Below are 18,684 nucleotides of genomic sequence, written 5' to 3' on the forward strand. Positions count from 1 at the left end.
CTTGATTACAACGACTTCCATTATCATAATGACGGCAAGGAAGGTCGGTGGCGGTGTGGGGCTGGTGAGTTTGGCGTCTCCCCAGCACCCACACCGCCTGGCTTCCGATCAGTCATCGGCGTCCGCTTCTTCGGCTCTCACGCTCGTCGGCGCCCGCCGGACAGCAGGCTCCGGCACCTCGCCTCGGGGTGGGATCGTCACCAGCGCCACCACGACTCCGACGGCCGCCGCGGCGGCAGCCACCCCGGCGACGGCGGCGAGACCGCCGGCGAACGCGGCACGGGCCGCATCCACCACGCTGGGCGGCAGGTCCGCGAATCGGCCGGCCGAGGTCAGTTCGCGCACGCTCGGCGCGATCTGCGCCGGCGCGCCGGTCGAGATCACCACCCCGTCGGACAGCTTCGCGCCGACCCGGCTGGCGAGCACCGCGCCGAAGACCGCGGCGCCGACCGCTGTCCCCAGCGGGAAGAAGGCGTTCGCCGTGCCACTGGCCATCCCCGCCTGCTGGGACGGCACCACCGACACCGAGATGCCCATCAGCGGCGCGAACAGCAGTCCCATGCCGGTGCCGATCAGCAACAGACCCGGCAGCACGACCAGCCACGTCGAGTCGGCGGTGACCCGGGTGACGAGCAGATAACCCACGCACATGGCGGTGAAACCGGCGACGACGACCGCACGCGTGCCGTGGCGGTGCTGCAGACGCGCCACCACGAGGCTGCCGACCACGATCGCCGCTGACAACGCGGACAATTGAAGCCCCGCCTGCAGTGGCGAGTAGCCGAGCATGCCCTGTAGCCACAGCACCAGGTACGGCATCGTGCCGAAGCCGACGGCACGGGTGAGAAAACTCAGCACGCTGACACCGGTGAAGGCCCGGATCCGGAACAGGGCCAGCTGCAGCATCGGATCGGCCACCCGCCGCTCGGTGATGACGAACAGGACCAGGGCGAGAATTCCCACGCTGGCGGCGGCCAGCGTCACCGGCCGGGCCCAGCCGTCGTCCCCGCCGGAGATGACCGCCAGATTCACCGAGCCGAGCAGCAGCACGCCCAGGGCGGCCCCGGCGACGTCGAGCCGACGCGCCGGCCGCGGACCGGTGGCGGGTAGCCAGCGGAGTGCACCGAACAGCACGAACGCACCGGGCAGCAGGTTCACCAGAAAGATGGAACGCCAGCCGAGGCTCGCCACCAGCGCACCGCCCACCAGCGGCGCGATCGCCGCGGAGACGGCGGCGGTCGCGCTGAACACCCCCATCGCGGCATTGCGCCGCTGTCCCGGGTAGGCCTCCGCCAGCAGCGGCAGCGAGGGGGCGAGGAGCAACGCACCGCCGACACCCTGCACCGCGCGGCCGGCGACCAGCACACCCGGATCGGGCGCGACACCGCACAGCAGCGAGCCGGTGGTGAACAGCAGCACCCCGGCGACGAAGATCCGTCGCCGGCCGAGACGATCCGACAGGGAGCCGCCGACCAGTAGCAACGCGGCGAACAACAACGGGTACGCGTTGACGGTCCACTGCAGCTGCGGCAGGGTGGCCGACAGATCGGCGGCTATCGCCGCCAGCGCCACGTTCACGATGGTGATGTCCATCGTGGTGATAGCCGCGGCGACGCTGACAGTCCATAGCGTGCGGCGGGCAGCCGCGCCTGAGTCATGCGGCGGCAAGGACGACCACCTCCGGGGCCCCCGCGCCGGTGGTGGCAGCCGCCGGACGGCTGACCATACCGGATTCACGGGCGAGTCGAACGCTGTCGAGCGTGTGCCAGTCGTAGCTGTCGCTCACTTCGCGCACCAGCTGTCCGGTGCGGTACACCCGCCAGGTGGTGGTGAACCGCATCCGGTCGCCGCCGGCCGGGCTGCCGGCGACCCACCACTCGTAGTCGTGCCGACCGATCGAATCGCGTATCGACAGCGCCGGTGGGATCTCGCGCGGCTGACGTACCCCCATGAGCTCCACCACCACCACGCCTCCGGGGGCGAGGCGGTGCCGCAGTCGCTGCCACAGCCGTACCCGGGCCGGTTCCTCGAGGTGACCGGCGACGCCGAACACCACGGCGGCGGAGATGGTCGTCGGCAGCGGCAGATCCGGCGCCGCGGCGTCGACGACGGTGACCCGCCGACGGAGCGTGTCGTCGGTCGCTACCCGGCTGGTCAGCACCGCCCGCATCGCGGCGGACGGCTCGACCGCCACGATCCGGGCACGCGGCAGGGCGGCGGCGATGATCTCGGTGACCCGGCCCGTCCCGGCACCGATCTCGACGACCGGGCCGGCCGTCGGGTCGACGCCGGCGAGTACGGCGGCCAGTGCCGGCCCGCTGCTGGCAGCCTGACGGGCGGCGACCATTTCGTAGAACTCGGCCACCGGGGAGTAGTAGTCACGCACCGGATCACCTTCGATCGGACGGGTCGGCATGGGATTCGATCGGACGGGTCGGCATGAAGGACGGGTCGTGCCTGCCCGTCATGGCATGCTGGGCCAGTCGGTCGGGGCGCGGGTCAGCACCGGATCGAGCCTGCCGAGGATGGCGGCGACGACCGCGCGGCGCTGCGGCACCAGGTAGAAATGATCACCGGGAAACGTGTGCACGTCGAGCCGGCCGCGGGTGACCCGGCCCCAGCCGGTCGCCTGCTGGCGGCTCAGTTCGGGATCGCCGTCGCCACGTAGCACCATGATCGGACAGTCCAGCGGCGCGGCCGGCTCCGGCCGATATCGTTCGATGAGCCGGTAGTCGTTGCGGACGTAGTTCAGCACCGCCCGGCGCAGTTCCGGGTCGCTCAGTACGTCACGGTGGGTGCCACCGAGCCGGTTCAGCTCGGCGCAGAGGCCGTCGTCGTCGCGCAGGTGCACCTCGCCCCCGACCACGTCGCCCGGCGCCGGCCGGCCGGAGACGAACAGCCACTGCGGCTCACGGGCGCCGAGGGCGCGCAACCGCTGCACCGTCTCGTACGCCACGGCCGATCCCATGCTGTGGCCGAAGACCAGGTACGGCCGGTCGGCGAGCCGCGCCACGGCGTCGGCGACCGGCGCCGTCAACGCGCTCATCTCGTCGACGAGCGGATCGGCGAAGCGGTCCTCCCGACCGGGGTACTGCACGCAGACCAGCTCCACCGACGACGGCAGCAGCGCGTCCCAGGCCCGGAAGCTGCCGGCACCGCCACCGGCGTGCGGAAAGCAGACCAGCCGTACGGCGGCTGCGGGGCGTCGCTGGTAACAGCGCAGCCATGGACCGAACACCGCAGCGTTCACCAGGTCACCTGCATGATCTCGATGCCGAACGTCGCCGCGTCGTGCTTGTAGTCGAGCTGTTCGAAGGCACCGGCCAGCCGCAGCGCCGGAATCCGCCGGATCAACGTGCCGATCGCGATCTCCAGTTCCAGCCGAGCCAGGTTCTGACCGATGCACTGGTGGATTCCGTAGCCGAAGGCGACATGGTGCCGGTTGCTCCGGTCGAGGTCCAGCCGCTGCGGTTGCGGAAACACCTGCGGATCGTGGTCGGCGGCGGCGAGCAGGGCGATGATGCCGTCTCCCGCCCGGATCCGGGTCCCGTCGACATCGATGTCGGCGGCAGCCACCCGTAGCGGGATCGAGTCGGCCACCGACAGGATCCGCAGCAGCTCCTCGACGGCCGCCGGCATCAGCTCAGGCTGGGCGCGAAGCCGGGCCAACTGATCGGGATGCCGCAGCAGCAGCAGGGTGCCGAGTGCGATCATGCTGGTGGTGGTTTCCCGACCGGCGACGATGGTGATGCCGATCGCGGAGAGCAGCTCGTGACGGGTCACCGCACCGGCCTGCAGGTGATTGACGACCAGCTTGGACAACAAGTCGTCGCCAGGCGCCCGTTCCCGGGCGGCGACCAGTTCGTCCAGCATCCGGAACAGGCTGGCGAGGGCGGCACCGACCTCCTCGGCGCTGCTGTTGCGTCCGCCGGAGATGCGGGTCACGTCGCGAAAGAACTCGATGTCGTCGGTGGGTGCGCCGAACAGACCGAGCACCGTCGTCGTGGAGACCGCGTTGGCGAACGCGCTGACGAGGTCCACCGGCGGGCCGCTGGCGAGCATGTCGTCGATGAGACCGTCCACGGTGCGCTGGATCGCGGGCCGCATGTCCCGGATTCGTTTGACGGTGAACTCGGCCTGCAGCATCCGCCGGTATCGTGTGTGTTCCGGCGGATCGGTGCGGATGAACGGTCGGGATTTGGCACCGGCCTCCTGCTCGCCGATGCCCATCGCGGGGAAGTTCGGATGCCGGATGTCCGCGCTGACCCGGGGATCCGCCAGCAGCGCGCGGACGTCGGCATAGCGGGTGACGATCCACGGCTGCTTACCGGTCGGCAGCCTCACCCGCGACACCGGCTCGGTGACGCGCAGTTCGGCGTAGCGGTCCGGCGGGGCGAACGGGCACTCCCTCGGCACCGGGAACGCCGGCGGCGTCCGCGTTCCGTTAGGCAGTGTCTCGGTCATCGGCGGGTTCCTTCCTTGTCGGTCGGGTTCGAGGTCGGGCCCGCGGGTAGCAGTACGCCGATGGGTGGCCTGCCGGTGCCGGCCTGCGGAATGTCGCGCAGTCGCAGCCCCGACTCGGCGGCGATGCCGGCGAGCGTGAGGGTGTGCCAGTGGTAGTGGTCGGAGACCTCGCGGACCGACGCACCGTCGCGGGAAACCCGCCACGTCGTGTGCAGCCGCATCCGGTCGACGCCGTCGGGCTCGCCGGAGAACCACCACTCGTAGCGCTGCCCGCCGAGGTCGACGCGGGACAGCCGGGTGGGATCGAGCACCAGGGGACGATCGATCGCCATCAACTCGACGACGATCCCGCCGCCGGGTGCGAGCCGTTCGGCGAGACGCCGCCACAGACGTACCCGGTCCGGTTGATCGAGGTGCCCGGCCACGCCGCAGACGACGGCGGCGCTGATCGTGTCCGGCAGGTCCAGATCGGGGGCGGCGTCGGCCGACACGGTGACCCGGCGACGCAGATCGGGATCCCGGTATATCCGGCTGGTCAGAACGGCACGCATGCCCGTGGCCGGTTCGTAGGCGACGATCGCCAGGTCGGGGAAGGCCCGGGCGAGCGCGGCGGTGACCAGACCGGTCCCGGCGCCGATCTCGACGACCGGACCGGCGGCGGTGTCGATACCGGCCAGCGCCGCGACGACCGCAGGCGCGCTGCCGGTCGTGACGTGTGTCGCCGCGGCGAGATCGAAGAACTCGGCCGTCGGCGAGTACGGCTCCGCCGCGGCGGAGCCGGCGGGGTCGGACTCGACCGCGGTGGTTCCGGGGTCCGCCGGATCGGCGGGGTCGACGGGATCGACGGGATCGGCGGGGTCGACGGGATCGGCGAGATCAGCCAGGGTGACGGCCGCCGGTGTCTGCGGGCGGACCACGTCGGGTGGCCCGAGCCGGGCTGTCAGCTCCGACCAGATCCGGCCGGCGGTGATGTCGTACTGGGCTGCCCGCAGCGGATCGTCGCCGCGACGCACGGCGACCGCGAACTCCCGCACCGCGCGACGGACCGCCTGCGGCCACAGCCGGTCGAAGATGTCCCGCTGAGGGCCGGCGGCGGTGCCCGGCAGGAGCACGGTGCTCGGCAGGTCGAGATGGCCGCCGCCGAACACCAGCCTGCGGTCGGCGTCCCGGCCGGCGTGCAGTGTCGGTGTCCACAGCGCCGGACCGTGGGTGTCGGCCAGGGTCAGCGTTCCGGCCCGGGTGCCGACGCTGATCCGGTGCCAGAGCAAGGCGTGGTTGTCGCGGTCGGCCGGGTCGAGCTCGTGATGCACCCGTAGGGTCAGCGGCACACCGCCGACCCGGCCGGTGACCGACCGCAGCGGGCCGCCGGCGACGGCACCGTCGACCTGCCAGGGGCGCAGGCCACCGAGCGCCCGACCGAGGATGTCCACGAACGGCTGGAGCACGTGCACCGGGCTCGCCGCGTCGACGAACACCACACGCTCACGCGCGCGCAGCCGGGCCGCCGCCGCGACGAATCTGCGGACCGGCTCGACGTACCGGTAGTGGGTGTTGACCCGGTACTGCACCCGGTGGCGGCGGGCGGTCCGCAGACAGTCGACGAGTTCGTCCTGGTGCACGGGATGTTCCTGCAGCACGTGCACACCCCGGGCCAGCAACGTCCGGGCGATGTCGGTGCCCGCACCGCCGGAGATGGTGGACCCGACCACGACACAGGCGACGTCGATCTCATCCGCGCCGACGGTGTCCAGGCTGTCGTGGTGGGGCACCCCGTACACACGGGCGAGCGCGCGGGAAGCGGCTCCGCCCCGGCTGAGCACCCCGGCGAGGACCACATCGGGTGCCAGGTCGGCGACAGCGCGCAGGTAGAACCGGCCGAAGTTGGTGCCGCACACCAGCACCCGCAGCGGCGTGTTCACAGCGTGCCCTCCTCGGCATCGTCGTCCGGGGCGTCGCCGGCGACGAGCCGCAGCGCGAGCGGCTCCCCCGCCGCCCGCAGCCCGGTGACCGTGGTCGCCGGATCCAGCACGTCGGCGGCGTAGTGCACCCCGGGCGGGACCTCGCCGCCGAGCACCGCCACGGCGGCCAGCGCACCGACCAGCCCGGTGAGTCGGTAACTGCTGGTGGTCCGCAGCACCGCGGTCCGCTCGGCGCGGACCCCGCCCCGCGAGCCACCCATGGTGAACACCATCTGGTAGTAGGGGCTGCGGCCGGCGAGGTCCAGCTGGGCGGCACGGACCATCCGCCGGGCCAGGTCCGCCTCGTCGACGCCGTGGCTGGCGGCGGCCGGCAGGGCGGCCAGCAGGGTCCGCACCTGGGGTCCCGGGTAGACGTTGAGCCAGTCGACGTCGCGTAGCCGCACCGTTCGGGCCAGCCGGCAGGTCTCGGCGCTGAGGAACGGTTGCACCGCCACCGATCCGGCGAACTGCGGTACGGTCGCGTCCTCGGCCGGACGCAGCGCCCGTGACCGGACCGTCCCGCCCCGCCACGCGGCGTTGGCCTCGCCGTACGCCGCACCGGCGGCGCCGCCCGAACGCAGCGACAGCATCATGTCCACGGCGACGACCGGCGAGCAGTGCTCGACGCCGCCGACCCACGCGGTCAGCGTGTCGACGCTGTCGAACTCGGTGGCGGCGAGCCAGCGCGGCAGCAGGCTGGACAGGCCCGGCAGGGTGCCGGCGGACAGCAGCACCGTACGGTCGCCGCCGGGCACGCCGCCGCCGGTCAGCGCCTCGTGGACCGGGTCGTCGCCGGCGACGTCGACGCAGTGCGCTCCGGCCGCCAGCGCCGCCGCGGCGACCGTTTCCTTGAGCTCGTACGTCGGTCCGGCGCAGTTGACCACCAGGGAGGTGTCCGCGCAGAAGGCGGCCAGGGCGGCCGGATCCCGCACGTCGACCTGGACCGTCTCGATGTCGGCACCGGGCAGACCGGTGGCGACCTGCTGCACCGGTTCAGGTCGGCGGGCGCCGAGACGCAGCGGCCCGACACCGAGCCGGTGCAGGTGCTCGACGGCGCCCTGCCCCACCGACCCGGAGGCACCGAGGACGCCGATCATCGGGTCACCGCTCCGTCGGTGATCTCACTGAGCAGTTTGACGATGCCCGGGGCGTGCGCCACGTCGATGCAGCTGAAGTGGTCACCGGGCACGTCAACGATGCGCAGGTCGCCCAGGCACAGCTCGGCCCAGTGCTGGGTGACCGCGTCCCGACTGCCGGGGAACGGGTAGGCACCGCTGTGCCGCAGGAACGTGATGTCACCCGCGTACGGCTCCGGTTGGTAGCGGGTGATGGCGAACACGCTCTGTCGGAAGGTACGGAACAACCGCATCATGTGCTCCGGCTCGTACATGCCGGCCGACGCCGGAACGGCGTCGCACATCCGGGCTACCCGCTGGTCGCGGGGCAGCTCGGCCAGTGCCCGGAACGCGGCGGCGACCTCGGCGTGCCCGCCGGTCAGTTCGACGAATCCGCCGTCACGCAGCACGCCGGGGCTGTCGGCGAGCACCGCGTCGGCGGCGCGGGCCACCGCGAGTTCGTCGGCGGGAAAGCCGATCTCGGCAGGCGCGATACCCATCATGACGGCGAACGAGTACTCCGACAGCAGCTCGTCGTCGAGCCGGAACCTGGGGCTGTGGCTGCTGATCGCGGTCAGGGTGGCGACGTTGGCGCCGCTCTCGCTGAGACCACGGGCGATCTCGGTGGCGATCAGGCCGCCGAGGCAGTAGCCGACGACGTGCAGCTCGCGGGCGCCGAGTTCACCGATGGCCGCGACGTAGTCGGCGGCGATCCGGTCGATCAGGCCGTCCGGGTCGGCGTCCAGATAGGTCGGCAGATGCGGCACCTCGATCCCGATCACGGCACCGGTGCCGGCGGAGCGGCGGCGGATCTCGGTGATGACCGCCCGGTACGGCATGATCGTGCCGGTGCCGGCGTGCACCAGTACGGTGAGCGGCTCGGTACCGGAGCCGTGCAGCCGGACCACCGGCGAGGTCCGGACCGGTCCGGTGCCCGGCACCGCCACGTCCGCCGTGGTGACGCTGCGCAGGTACGCGGCGAGCGCGGCGACGGTGGGTTGACGCAGCATGTGCCGCAGCACCACCTCCCATTCCAGGGCGACGACGTCGGGGACCCGTTCCCGCAGCAGGCCGACGAGACGGGCGACGAGCAGCGAGTCGCCGCCGAGGGCGAAGAAGTCGTCGTGGCGGCCGACGTATTCGCGGTCGAGCAGCTCAGCCCAGATCGCGGCGAGCTGGCGCTCCAGCGCGTCGACCGGATCCGCGGCCACCGCGGCGGTCCGCCGGCTCTGGTCGGTGCCGGGCAGCCAGCTCCGCAGCCGGTTACGGTCGATCTTGCCGTTGGCGGTGTGCGGCAACGCGTCGACGAGCTGCCATACCGCCGGCATCATGTACTCGGGCAGCCGGGTGGCGGTGTGCCGGACGAGGCCGGCGGTGGTCAACGGCACCCGGTCGGTCTTCGCCCGGGCCAGGAAGAGCTGCTGGCCGGTGGGGTGCAGCGGCTCACCGGCGGCGGGCAGCTGCGCGACGAGATCGGCCCCGGCCGCACCGAGCAGGTGCCGCCACTGGGCCTCGGTGAGGAACGACTGGCCGGTGGCGGCACGTACGTCGGTGAACGGGCCGGCGGCGGCTTCCAGGAACTCCATGGACACCAGCAGCGCGGGCTCGTCGTCCCGGGTCTGCTCCATGATCACCAGCCAGCCGCCAGGAGCGAGCAACCCGGACAGCCGCCCGAGCGCGGCGGCGACGTCCGACGTGGTGTGCAGGTGGTTCGCGGCGACGATCACGTCGAAGCTGTTCGGCGCAAGACCCTGCGGGCGCGGGTCGGTGCGCAGGTCGAAGCGGGCGTAGCGGATCCACGGATGGTGGTCGAGCTGGTCCCGGGCCTCGTTGAGGAAGAACGCCGACGGGTCGGTGAACAGGTAGTCGGGGCGGTATTCGGCCACGGCGGGGGCGAGCAGGCTGGTGGTGCCGGCGACGCCGCCACCGACCTCCAGCACACGCAGTGCCCCGTCGCCGTCGTGCTGCTCGGCGATGTGCCGCAACGCGGCGACGGTGGCCTGGTGCAGGTGGGCGACGGCGAGGTTGTCACGGTAGGCGGCGGCCATCGCGTCGGCGCGGGCACCGGGGAACAGCAGGCCGCGGACATCGGTGCTGCCGTCGATCAGCGACGGCAGGTGGGCGGTGCAGGCGCGGACCGCCTCGATCAGCTCGGTGCTGTAGTCGACTCGGCGTTCGGCCTCGGCGAGTCGCTGCCAGGCGCGGTCGAGATCGCCGGCGGCCGGTACGGTGAGACCGCCGTACCGGCCGTCGCCGGTGGCGGTGATCCGGTCGGCACGCGCCAGCGCGGCGAGCCAGCGACGCACGATCGGCGCGGTCACCGCGGTGGCGTGCAGCACCGCGCAGATCTCGTCGACGCTGTGCCGGGCGTCGCCGGTGCCGCAGCCGGCACCGGCGAGGGTGGTGGCCATCGCGGTCAACGCGACGTCGGCCAGTGCGCTTCGGAAGGCGGCGAGGGCCTGCGGGTCGACACCGGTCTGCGCGGCCCGGGACGCGGCCGCCGCGGCGGCGCCGATTCCGGCGGCGGCGGTGCCGGCGGCCGGGTCCGGCGTGGCGGTGGCGGGCTCGACGAAGGCGGCGAGCCGCTTGCCGCCGGGGTGGGCGGTGTCGACGAGCACGGCCGCCCTGGCGACGCCGGGCTGGGCCTGGACGGCGGCCTCGACTTCGGCAAGTTCGATCCGGTAGCCCCGGATCTTGACCTGGTCGTCCTGGCGGCCGAGGAACTCGATCGTCCCGTCGGGCCAGTAGCGGCCCAGGTCACCGGTGCGGTAGAGCCGTTCTCCGGTGCTCGGGTGGCGCAGGAAGCGTTCGGCGGTGCGGCGCGGGTCGTGGTAGTAGCCGAGGGCCACGCCAGCGCCACCGATGTAGAGCTCGCCGGCGACCCAGTCGGGACAGTCCCGCAGCTGGGCGTCGAGCACGTGGAACGTCTGGTTGGTCAGCGGGATCCCGTACGGGATGCTGGGCCGGCCGTGGTCGACCTCGTCGATGGGATGCCAGATCGACCAGATTGCGCCCTCGGTGGCGCCACCGAGGCTGACCACCCGCAGTTGGGGAAGCAGCGCCCGGATCGCGTCCGGCAGGCTCACCGGAATCCAGTCGCCCGAGATCATGGCCAGCCGCAACGCCGCCGGCCGCAGGTCCGGCACCGACCGCAGGTAGTCGTGCAGCATCTGCAGCTGACCGGGCACCGAGTTCCAGACCGTGACGGCGTGCCGGTCGGCGAGGTCGGCCCAGTGCGACGGGTCGCCCCGGCGATCCGCCTCGGGCAGCACCAGTCGGCCGCCGACGGCGAGCGGGCCGAAGACGTCGTAGACGGACAGGTCGAACCCGAGGCTGGCGAGGCCGAGCACGGCGTCGTCGGGGCCGACGGCGAACCTGCGGTTGATGTCGTCGACAGTGTTGCGCGCCGCCCGGTGGCTGATCATGACGCCCTTGGGCGTTCCGGTGGATCCGGAGGTGTAGATGACGTAGGCCAGGTCGTCGGGTCCGGGCCGGGCGGCGGCCGGTTGCGCCCCGGGCTGCGCCTGCGGGTCAGAGCCCGCCTGCGGGTCGGGGCGCGGCTTGGTGCCGGCCGGCGCTGAGGTGCCGATCGTGTCCACCACGACGGCGCTCACCGCCTCGGGCAGTTCGGCCGCGTCGACCAGCCAGGACTGGGTGAGTACGGTACGCACCCCCGCGTCGGTGAGGATCGTGTTGCGTCGAGCGGCCGGCTGGGTGGTGTCGACCGGCAGGTACGCCCCGCCGGCGAGCAGGGCGCCGAGTACCGCGACGACCTGTTCCCAGCCCTTGTCCATCAACACCGCCACGGGTTCGGCCGGCCGCAGCCCTTCGCCGGTGAGCAGACCGGCGACGGCGGTGGCGCGGTCGAGCAGCTGCCGGTAGGTGAGCTGGCGCCCACCGGTGACGACCGCGAGCCGGTCGGGAGTGCGTCGCGCCTGCGCGACGACGTCGTCGTGCAGCAGTCCGTCGGGTAGCGGACCGGCGGTCGCGTTGACCTGGCGGCGCCGGTCCCGTTGGGTGGCGGGCAACGCGACAGGAGACCAGGCGCGCCACGGGTCGTCGTGCCCGGCGAGGCGGTCGACCAGATCGACCCACACGCCGAAGGCGTCGTCGGCCAGGCCCGGTAGCAGCACCCCGTCGCGTACGTCCCAGGACAGCGCGAGGCCGTCGCCACGCGGCATGACCTGGCAGTCGACCAAGACCTGCGGCGTCTGGCTGATCGCGTAGCCGACCGTTGCCTGGGCCGGCGACGGCGCTGGGGTGTCCAGCGTGCTGGTGAACACGACCGGGAGCAGCTGCCGGGTGCCGGTACGCCGGCTCAGCTCGGCGAGGACCTCACTGCCGGTGAACAAACCGTGGGACAGGTCCTCCAGCAGTTGGCCGGCGACCTCCGTGGCCCGTTCGGCGAAGGGTCGGGGCGTGCCGAGGTCCACCGCAAGGGGTTCGACCACGGTGAAGTCACCGACCAGTGACTCGACGGTGGGGTGCAGTGGCAACCGTTGAAAGGTGGGGATGTTGAGGGTGAACCGGGGGTTGCGGCTCCACCGGGCGACGACCTCGGCGTAGGCGGTGAGCAGCACGGTGGAGACGGTCACGCGGTGGCGGGCCGCCCGCTCGCGCAACGCGGTCCACGTCGCGCCGCTCAGCCGGTGTTCCAGCCGGCGGAAACGGACCGGTCCGTCGCCGCCGGCGTCGCCGGTCTCGCCGACCGGCAGCTCCGGTGCGGGTGGCAACTCGTCGAGGCGACGCAGCCAGTACTCACGGTCACGCCGGTACGCGGGAGTGTCGGTCATCCGACGGCGGCCGAGAAGGTAGTCACGGTAGGTGATTTCGATCGGCTCGACAGCGGCCTGCGGGTCGGTGTAGAGCCGGTCGAACTCGGCGACGAGTCGCTGCACGCTGGCGTAGTCCACGATGAGCAGATCGAGTGACAGGTGCAGCACCGCCCGGTCGTCGGTCCGGGTCACATGCAGGGAGAACAGCGGCCAGCGGTCGGTGCGGGCGACCCGGTGCGACAGGTCCTCACGCATCCGGCGCAGGTGCTCGTCGACGGCGCCGATGCTTTGACCACGCAGGTCGGTGACGCCGATCCGGTAGGCCGGCGGTTGCGCGAGGACGATCTGGAAGCCGTCGTCGTGGACCACCGCGCGCAGCATGTCGTGGCGGGCGATGAGCTGGTCCCAGACCTGCTGCACCCGGTTCGGGTCCAGATCGGGGTAGTCGTACTCGACGTAGGCGTGGCAGGCCACACCGCCGTACTCGTAGTGCGAGCCGCGGCCGACCAGGTAGGCGGCCTGTAGGTCGGACAGTGGGAATGGTTCGTGTCGGCCGGCCGGGTCGGCGGCGATCCGGGCGTGCGCTCCCCGGCTCAGGTGCTCGCGGATGGCGTCGCGGTGACGGCGTACGGTGGCTCGCCGCTCCTCGGTGAACGCTCCCTTGCGTGCGCGAAAACGCAGCTCTTCGCCTTCCAGCCACAGGGTCACGCCGTCGGCGTCCAGCTCGGTGATCAGTTCGTCAACATCCATCGGGCTCCGCCTCGTGGTCACGGTGCGTTCGGGTCACTCCACCCAGCGACTTGTTGAAAATGACATTCAACTGCGATAGACGTTATCTAAGCACAGTCCTGATCGACGGACCAGAAGGGAACCGGCATGAACCCCGACCGCGAGGAACCGTCCGGGAACGCCGGTACGGCCACGGCACCGGACTGGGTCGGCTGGCCGGCCGCCGACGCCCAGCGCTACCGGGCGGCCGGATACTGGGCCGGCGTCACCTTCGGCGACCTGCTGCGCGACTGGGCCGACCGGTTCGGTGAGCGGACCGCCCTGGTCGACGGGGGTCGACGGTGGACATACCGACAGCTGGACGCCGCCGCCGACCGGGTCTGCGCCGGGCTGGGTCGGCTCGGGCTGCGCCGCGGTGACCGGGTGATCCTGCAGCTGCCGAACCGGGCCGAGTTCGTCGAGATCTGGTTCGGTCTGCAACGGCTCGGCGCGGTGCCCGTACACGCCATGCCCGGCCACCGGCGTGCCGAGATCGCCCACCTGGCGGCCCTGTCGGGCGCGGCCGGGTACGTCGTCGTCGATCAGCACGCACGCTTCGACTACCGGGTGCTGGCCGCACAGGTCCACGCGCAACGCCGCACCGCCGACGAGCCGTTGCGGCACGTCGTGGTGCTGGGCGATCCGGCCGGCTCCGGTTTCACCAGCTACGCCGACCTGCTGGACGGCTCCGCCGGGCAGCGCGGGTCGGCGGCGACCGGCGACGGTCCGGCCGCCGGCGACCTGGCGCTGCTGCTGCTCTCCGGCGGTACCACCGGGCTGCCGAAACTCATCCCCCGCACGCACGACGACTACGCCTACAACGCCCGCAGCGGTGGCGAGATCTGCCGGCTCGGACCGGACGACGTCTACCTGGCCGTGCTGCCGATCGCGTTCAACTTCACCTTCGCCTGCCCCGGTGTGCTGGGCACGCTGATGGCCGGTGGCACCGTCGTCGTCGCCGCCAACCCGAGCCCGGCCACCGCCTTCCGGCTGATCGAGCAGGAGCGGGTGACCTGCACCGCGCTCAACCCACCGCTGGTGCCGTACTGGTTCGCCGAGTACGCCGACAGCCGGCCCGACCTGTCCAGTCTTCGGTTCGTGCAGGTCGGCAGCGCACGTCTGGCCGACGAACTGGCCCGGCGGTTCACCCCCACCCTCGGCGTCACGCTGCAGCAGGTCTACGGCATGGCCGAGGGACTGATCAACTACACCCGCCTCGACGACCCCGCCGACCTGATCTGTACCACCCAGGGACGTCCCGGCTCCCCCGCCGACGAGGTCCGCGTGGTCGACGCCGACGGGCATCCGGTGCCGCCCGGGGAACCCGGTGAATTGCACACCCGTGGCCCGTACACGCTGCGCGGCTACTACCGGGCCGATGCCGCCGCTGCCGCCTCCTTCACCGTCGACGGCCGCTACCGCACCGGTGACCTGGTCCGGCAACTGCCGACCGGACACCTCAACGTGGTCGGGCGGGTCAAGGACCAGATCAACCGGGGCGGTGAGAAGATCGCCGCGACCGAGGTGGAGGGTCATCTGCTGGCACATCCCGCGGTACGGCAGGCCGCGCTCGTCGGCGTGCCGGACGACCAGTGGGGAGAGGCCCCGGCCGCCGTGCTGGTCTGCACCGCACCGGTGCCGACGGCCGCCGAGGTGGTGGCCTTCCTGCGCGATCGCGGGCTGGCCGCGTACAAGTTGCCGGACCGCGTCGAGTACGTCGACGCCATGCCGCTGACCGCCGTCGGCAAGATCGACAAGAAGGCGCTCGTGCGGCGGCTCACACCCGCCGGGGTCACCACCGGTCCGGATGCATGAACGCGACCGGCACCCGCGGCGACACGCCACGGATCAGATCGGCCACCACCTCGCCGACGCCGGTGGCGTGTTTGAAACCGTGCCCGCTGTCACCGCCGGCAACGACCACACGGGCGTCGCCACCGGGGCTGCCGAGCACGAACTGCCGGTCCGGGGTGATCGGGTACATGCAGACCGCGGCCCGCGACGGCGTCGCGGCGAGGCCGGGCAGGGCGGTGTCGAGCCGTCGCGTCAACGCCGCCCAGTCGTCCGACCCGACCTGGCGGTCGTCACCGTCCGGGTGCATCTCGCGCAGCAGCCCGCCGTGGTCCTCCAGACCGAGTTTCAGCTCGGTTCCGGAGTGCACGCCGTGTCCCCACAGGCAGGTCCCGTCGTCCAGTTCCCGGATGAACACCGGCACGTCGGCCAGCCCGTACCGGTCGCCCTCGGCCGGATCGTCCGGCTGGAACCAGGTGATCGGCACCCGCAGCACCCGCACCGGGAGCCCCGGCAGCAGGCTGGGCAGCCACGCCCCGGCGGCGACCACGACCTGCCGGGCCCGCACGGCACCCCCGGCGGCGTGCACCAGCACGCCGCCGGGAACCAGCTCGATCCCGGTCACCCGGGTGCCGGTACGCACCCGCGCGCCGAGCCCTTCCGCGACGCGTACCGCCGCCCGCACCGCCCCTTCGGCGGCGAGCAGCCCGGCGGCCGGCTCCCACACGCCGGCGTGGTGCTCGCCGATCCCGGCGTGCCGGGGCAGCCGGTCGCGTAACTCGGTGGCGTCCCACACCTGCACGTGCAGTCCGTGGCGGTGCGCGGCCGCGATCGTGCCCGTGACCACATGTCCGGTCCGCGGTCCGATCAGGACCCCACCGGTCGGCTCGAACAGCGCCTCCCCGGCCGCCTCAGCCAGTTCCTGCCACAACTGTCCGGAGCGCCGCGCCAGCGGCACCAGATCCGGATGCTCCAGGCAGGCGGTCCGGAACATCCGGGTGCCACCGTGCGACGAGCCGAAGCCGTGGCCCGGAGCGAACTGGTCGACGCCGACCGCGTCGACACCGGCCGCGGCGAGCCGCCACAGGACGGCGGCACCGAACACACCGAGACCGATGACGGCGACCTCAGCGTCCGGCGATCGCATGGCTGGTCTCGCCGGTGAAGTGGGGCGCCACCTGCTCGGCGAACAGCCGCAGCGCCCGCTCGGCGTCCGCCGCCGCGGTGGCTCCCGGGTTGACCTGCAGGCAGACGGTCACGTCGGTGCCGAACCACTCGGCGATCGTGGCCAACTGGTCGCGCACCTGGGCCGGGGTGCCGGCGAGCACCTTGTTGTCGGCGTGCGAGCGGTCGAAGTCGTACCGGCGCACCTTGTCGATCAACTGCTCGTACCCCGGGTAGTCGGCGCTGCGCACCGTCGCCCAGGAGGCGATCGCGGTGGCCATCTTGTCGATGTAGTTGAGCTCCCAACGGCGTGCGGCTGCCAGTGCGGCAGCGCCGTCCTCGGCGAGATAGCAGGTGTACTTGATCTGCACTCGCCCGGTTTCCGGGTGGCCGGCCGCCACCCGCGCCTGCCGGTACGCGGCGAGCATGTCCTGCAGCCCTTCGCGGCTGGTCACCGTCGGCACGACCTGCAGGTGGTACCCGGCCTTGCCGGCTTCGGCGCAGGATCCAGGGCTGGTGGTGGAGGCGACGAAGATCGGCGGATGCGGTCGTTGGTACGGCCGCGGCAGCATCGTCACCGGGCCGAAGCTGACCCAGTCACCGGACCAGGACACGTCCTGTTCGGTCCACAGCCGGCGGCAGATCTCGATCCCTTCGGCGAACCGGGCCCGGCTCGCGCTCATCGGCACCCCGAAGGCGGCGAACTCCTCCGGCAGAAACGCCCGGCCGAAGCCGGCGTCGAGCCGTCCGTGCGACAGGTTGTCCAGCATGGCCAGCTTGCCGGCGAGCTTGATCGGATGGGTGAAGGCGGGCACCACCGCCCCGGTCGTCACCCTGATCCGCCGGGTCCTGGCCGCGACCGCGGCCAGGAACGTCACCGGGTCCGGGCTGTACCCGCCGTAGGCGGAGAAGTAGTGCTCCACCACCTGGACGTGTTCGTAGCCGAGCTCATCGGCGAGTTCGGCCAGCGCCAGGCTCTCGTCGTACCAGTCGACCGCGTCTTTCTCGTCCGGCGCCAGGACCGGAAAAAAGCCCACACCGAATTGCATGCGTGTCCTCCGTGACGAATAGCCGGTAACGCGTACAAGTGAAGTGCACCAGCCCACCGAATGTCAACAAGGAGGGGCACGGAAAGTTTCCCCCATCACATCGGAGACGCATTTAGCGGTCACCCGCAAATGCACATTTCAGGCTGCCCGAAAACCGAATCACCCAGCTTATCGCGCTTTTTGCATGTCAGGTTGACCATGATATTTTTCTGTCCACCCCTCGCTACTGCAGGAGCCGCGGAACCAATGGACGATCACGATTACCAGGTTTCCTTTCCGGCGCGCGGCAGCGTGCTCGGCGCCGCGGAACTGGCTGCGCTCACCGAAGTCGTCGGCTCCGGACAGGCACTGTCGGCCGGGGGCTGGCGGACGGCGTTCGAGCGGCGATTCGCCAAATACGTGGGAACCCGGCACGCACTCTCCGTAACCAGCGGAACCGTCGCGCTCGAACTGGCGATCCATCTCGCGGACCTGCGGCCGGGTGCCGAGGTGATCGCCACACCGCAGACCTTCTCCGCCACCATTCACCCACTTGTCGATTATGACGTGCAGGTACGGTTCTGCGACATCGATCCCGTCTCGCTCAACATCGATCCGGCCACAGTCGAGGCAGCGGTCAACGAACGAACCGCCGCAGTCGTCCTGGTGCACTACGGAGGATATCCGGCAGATATGGACCGCATCGTCGCCGCCGCGCACCGGCACGGCGCCGTGGTCATCGAGGACTGCGCCCACGCACTCGGCGCGGCTTGGCACGGACGACGTCCCGGCGCACTGGGCGACATCGGTTGTTTCAGCTTCCACAACTCCAAGAACATCACCACTCTCGGCGAGGGCGGGATGCTCACCTTCGACCGCGACGAATGGAGTGTCCGACTCGACCGCATCCGGTCGAACCAGCCAGATGTGGAGTACGGTCCGCCCCGCTTCCCCGGTCCACCACCGACCGCGCTGCTGCCCTGGATGCGATTCGCCGAGGAGATCTACGCCTGCGACTACGCCCGGGTCCGCAGACCTGGCACGAACGCCACCATGTCCGAGGCCGCCGCCGCCGTCGGGATCGTCCAGTTGGACCGCCTGGCGGAGGTGACCGCCCGACGCCGGCACGTCGCGGCCCGCCTCGACCAGTGCATCGGCCGCTACGCCCAGGTCCGGCTGCATCACCCACCACCGGACGTGGATCACGCGTACCACCTGTACACCTTCTTCGTCGAAGCCGGCCGGGCGGTACGCGAGGGTCTGGTCCGGGAGCTGGACCGCCGTGGGGTGGAAGTGCAACTCCGCTACTTCCCGCTGCACCTGACCCCCGAGTGGCGCGCCCGCGGGCACCAGCCCGGTGAGTGCCCGGTCGCCGAGCAGCTCTGGTTCGACCAGCAAATCAACCTGCCGTGCCATCCGGGGATGACCGACGCGCAACTCGACTATTTGATCGAGGCGGTCACCGCCGCGCTCGACCGGACGCTGCCGCCGGCCGACCCGCCACCACCGGCCGACCCGCCACCACCGGCCAGGTCACAACCACCGGCCGACTCCGTACCACTGACCGACCACACCGCGACCCCGGCTTGAATCCGGCCGCCAGCCACTCGAAACGGAGAGC

11 protein-coding genes are annotated in these 18,684 nt (G+C 71.7%); 2 read left to right on the top strand and 9 right to left on the bottom strand.

Going from position 1 to position 18,684, the window contains the following annotated elements; translation table 11 throughout:
• Window positions 1–108 precede the first annotated feature (108 nt).
• The 7 genes from ACN27F_RS02605 to ACN27F_RS02635 all read right to left on the bottom strand — a co-directional run bounded on the left by ACN27F_RS02605 (window position 109) and on the right by ACN27F_RS02635 (window position 13,062).
• A complete protein-coding gene (locus ACN27F_RS02605; protein ID WP_421430946.1) occupies window positions 109–1,737 on the bottom strand; it encodes an MFS transporter in 1,629 nt (542 codons plus the stop codon).
• On the bottom strand, window positions 1,655–2,386 hold the full coding sequence (locus ACN27F_RS02610) for a class I SAM-dependent methyltransferase (RefSeq protein ID WP_421430947.1): 732 nt from the start codon (window positions 2,384–2,386) through the stop codon (window positions 1,655–1,657). The genes ACN27F_RS02605 and ACN27F_RS02610 overlap by 83 nt, the downstream gene beginning before the upstream one ends.
• A gap of 78 nt (window positions 2,387–2,464) precedes the next feature.
• Complete coding sequence (locus tag ACN27F_RS02615; RefSeq protein WP_421430948.1) at window positions 2,465–3,250, bottom strand: thioesterase II family protein; 786 nt, start codon at window positions 3,248–3,250, stop codon at window positions 2,465–2,467.
• Complete coding sequence (locus ACN27F_RS02620) at window positions 3,247–4,464, bottom strand: cytochrome P450 (protein WP_421430949.1); 1,218 nt, start codon at window positions 4,462–4,464, stop codon at window positions 3,247–3,249. Before ACN27F_RS02620 ends, ACN27F_RS02615 begins: the two co-directional genes overlap by 4 nt.
• Entirely contained in the window at window positions 4,461–6,383 is a 1,923-nt protein-coding gene (locus tag ACN27F_RS02625; RefSeq protein ID WP_421430950.1) for a Gfo/Idh/MocA family oxidoreductase, read from the bottom strand. The genes ACN27F_RS02620 and ACN27F_RS02625 overlap by 4 nt, the downstream gene beginning before the upstream one ends.
• On the bottom strand, window positions 6,380–7,519 hold the full coding sequence (locus ACN27F_RS02630) for a saccharopine dehydrogenase NADP-binding domain-containing protein (RefSeq protein WP_421430951.1): 1,140 nt from the start codon (window positions 7,517–7,519) through the stop codon (window positions 6,380–6,382). Before ACN27F_RS02630 ends, ACN27F_RS02625 begins: the two co-directional genes overlap by 4 nt.
• Window positions 7,516–13,062 carry an amino acid adenylation domain-containing protein gene (locus ACN27F_RS02635; protein WP_421430952.1) on the bottom strand — a complete coding sequence of 1,849 codons (5,547 nt, stop codon included), beginning with the start codon at window positions 13,060–13,062 and terminating at the stop codon, window positions 7,516–7,518. The genes ACN27F_RS02630 and ACN27F_RS02635 overlap by 4 nt, the downstream gene beginning before the upstream one ends.
• 126 nt (window positions 13,063–13,188) lie before the next feature.
• Here ACN27F_RS02635 and ACN27F_RS02640 point away from each other — a divergent pair, with 126 nt between their 5' ends.
• Window positions 13,189–14,895, top strand: a complete 1,707-nt coding sequence (locus ACN27F_RS02640) for a (2,3-dihydroxybenzoyl)adenylate synthase (RefSeq protein ID WP_421430953.1) — start codon at window positions 13,189–13,191, stop codon at window positions 14,893–14,895.
• Here ACN27F_RS02640 and solA read toward each other — a convergent pair.
• Together solA and ACN27F_RS02650 are read right to left on the bottom strand one after the other, a co-directional pair.
• The gene (gene solA, locus ACN27F_RS02645) at window positions 14,873–16,018 is read right to left on the bottom strand and encodes an N-methyl-L-tryptophan oxidase (protein WP_421430954.1); all 1,146 of its coding nucleotides are present in this window, start codon (window positions 16,016–16,018) and stop codon (window positions 14,873–14,875) included. The genes ACN27F_RS02640 and solA overlap by 23 nt on opposite strands.
• Entirely contained in the window at window positions 15,999–17,084 is a 1,086-nt protein-coding gene (locus tag ACN27F_RS02650) for an LLM class flavin-dependent oxidoreductase (RefSeq protein WP_421430955.1), read from the bottom strand. The genes solA and ACN27F_RS02650 overlap by 20 nt, the downstream gene beginning before the upstream one ends.
• Before the next feature lie 246 nt (window positions 17,085–17,330).
• On the opposite strand from ACN27F_RS02650, the gene ACN27F_RS02655 reads away from it, so the two are divergent.
• Window positions 17,331–18,653, top strand: coding sequence for a DegT/DnrJ/EryC1/StrS family aminotransferase (locus ACN27F_RS02655; RefSeq protein ID WP_421430956.1), 1,323 nt, complete (start codon window positions 17,331–17,333; stop codon window positions 18,651–18,653).
• Window positions 18,654–18,684: the final 31 nt, after the last annotated feature.

It is taken from the genome of Solwaraspora sp. WMMB335 (genome assembly GCF_049179075.1).
GTDB lineage: Bacteria > Actinomycetota > Actinomycetes > Mycobacteriales > Micromonosporaceae > Micromonospora_E.

What these genes read in the sequence shown, in the direction of transcription:
- ACN27F_RS02650 (WP_421430955.1), bottom strand. Translation starts at nt 17,084, where the DNA reads ATGCAATTCGGTGTGGGCTTTTTTCCGGTCCTGGCGCCGGACGAGAAA.
- solA (WP_421430954.1), bottom strand. Translation starts at nt 16,018, where the DNA reads ATGCGATCGCCGGACGCTGAGGTCGCCGTCATCGGTCTCGGTGTGTTC.
- ACN27F_RS02640 (WP_421430953.1), top strand. Translation starts at nt 13,189, where the DNA reads ATGAACCCCGACCGCGAGGAACCGTCCGGGAACGCCGGTACGGCCACG.
- ACN27F_RS02655 (WP_421430956.1), top strand. Translation starts at nt 17,331, where the DNA reads ATGGACGATCACGATTACCAGGTTTCCTTTCCGGCGCGCGGCAGCGTG.
- ACN27F_RS02630 (WP_421430951.1), bottom strand. Translation starts at nt 7,519, where the DNA reads ATGATCGGCGTCCTCGGTGCCTCCGGGTCGGTGGGGCAGGGCGCCGTC.
- ACN27F_RS02635 (WP_421430952.1), bottom strand. Translation starts at nt 13,062, where the DNA reads ATGGATGTTGACGAACTGATCACCGAGCTGGACGCCGACGGCGTGACC.
- ACN27F_RS02620 (WP_421430949.1), bottom strand. Translation starts at nt 4,464, where the DNA reads ATGACCGAGACACTGCCTAACGGAACGCGGACGCCGCCGGCGTTCCCG.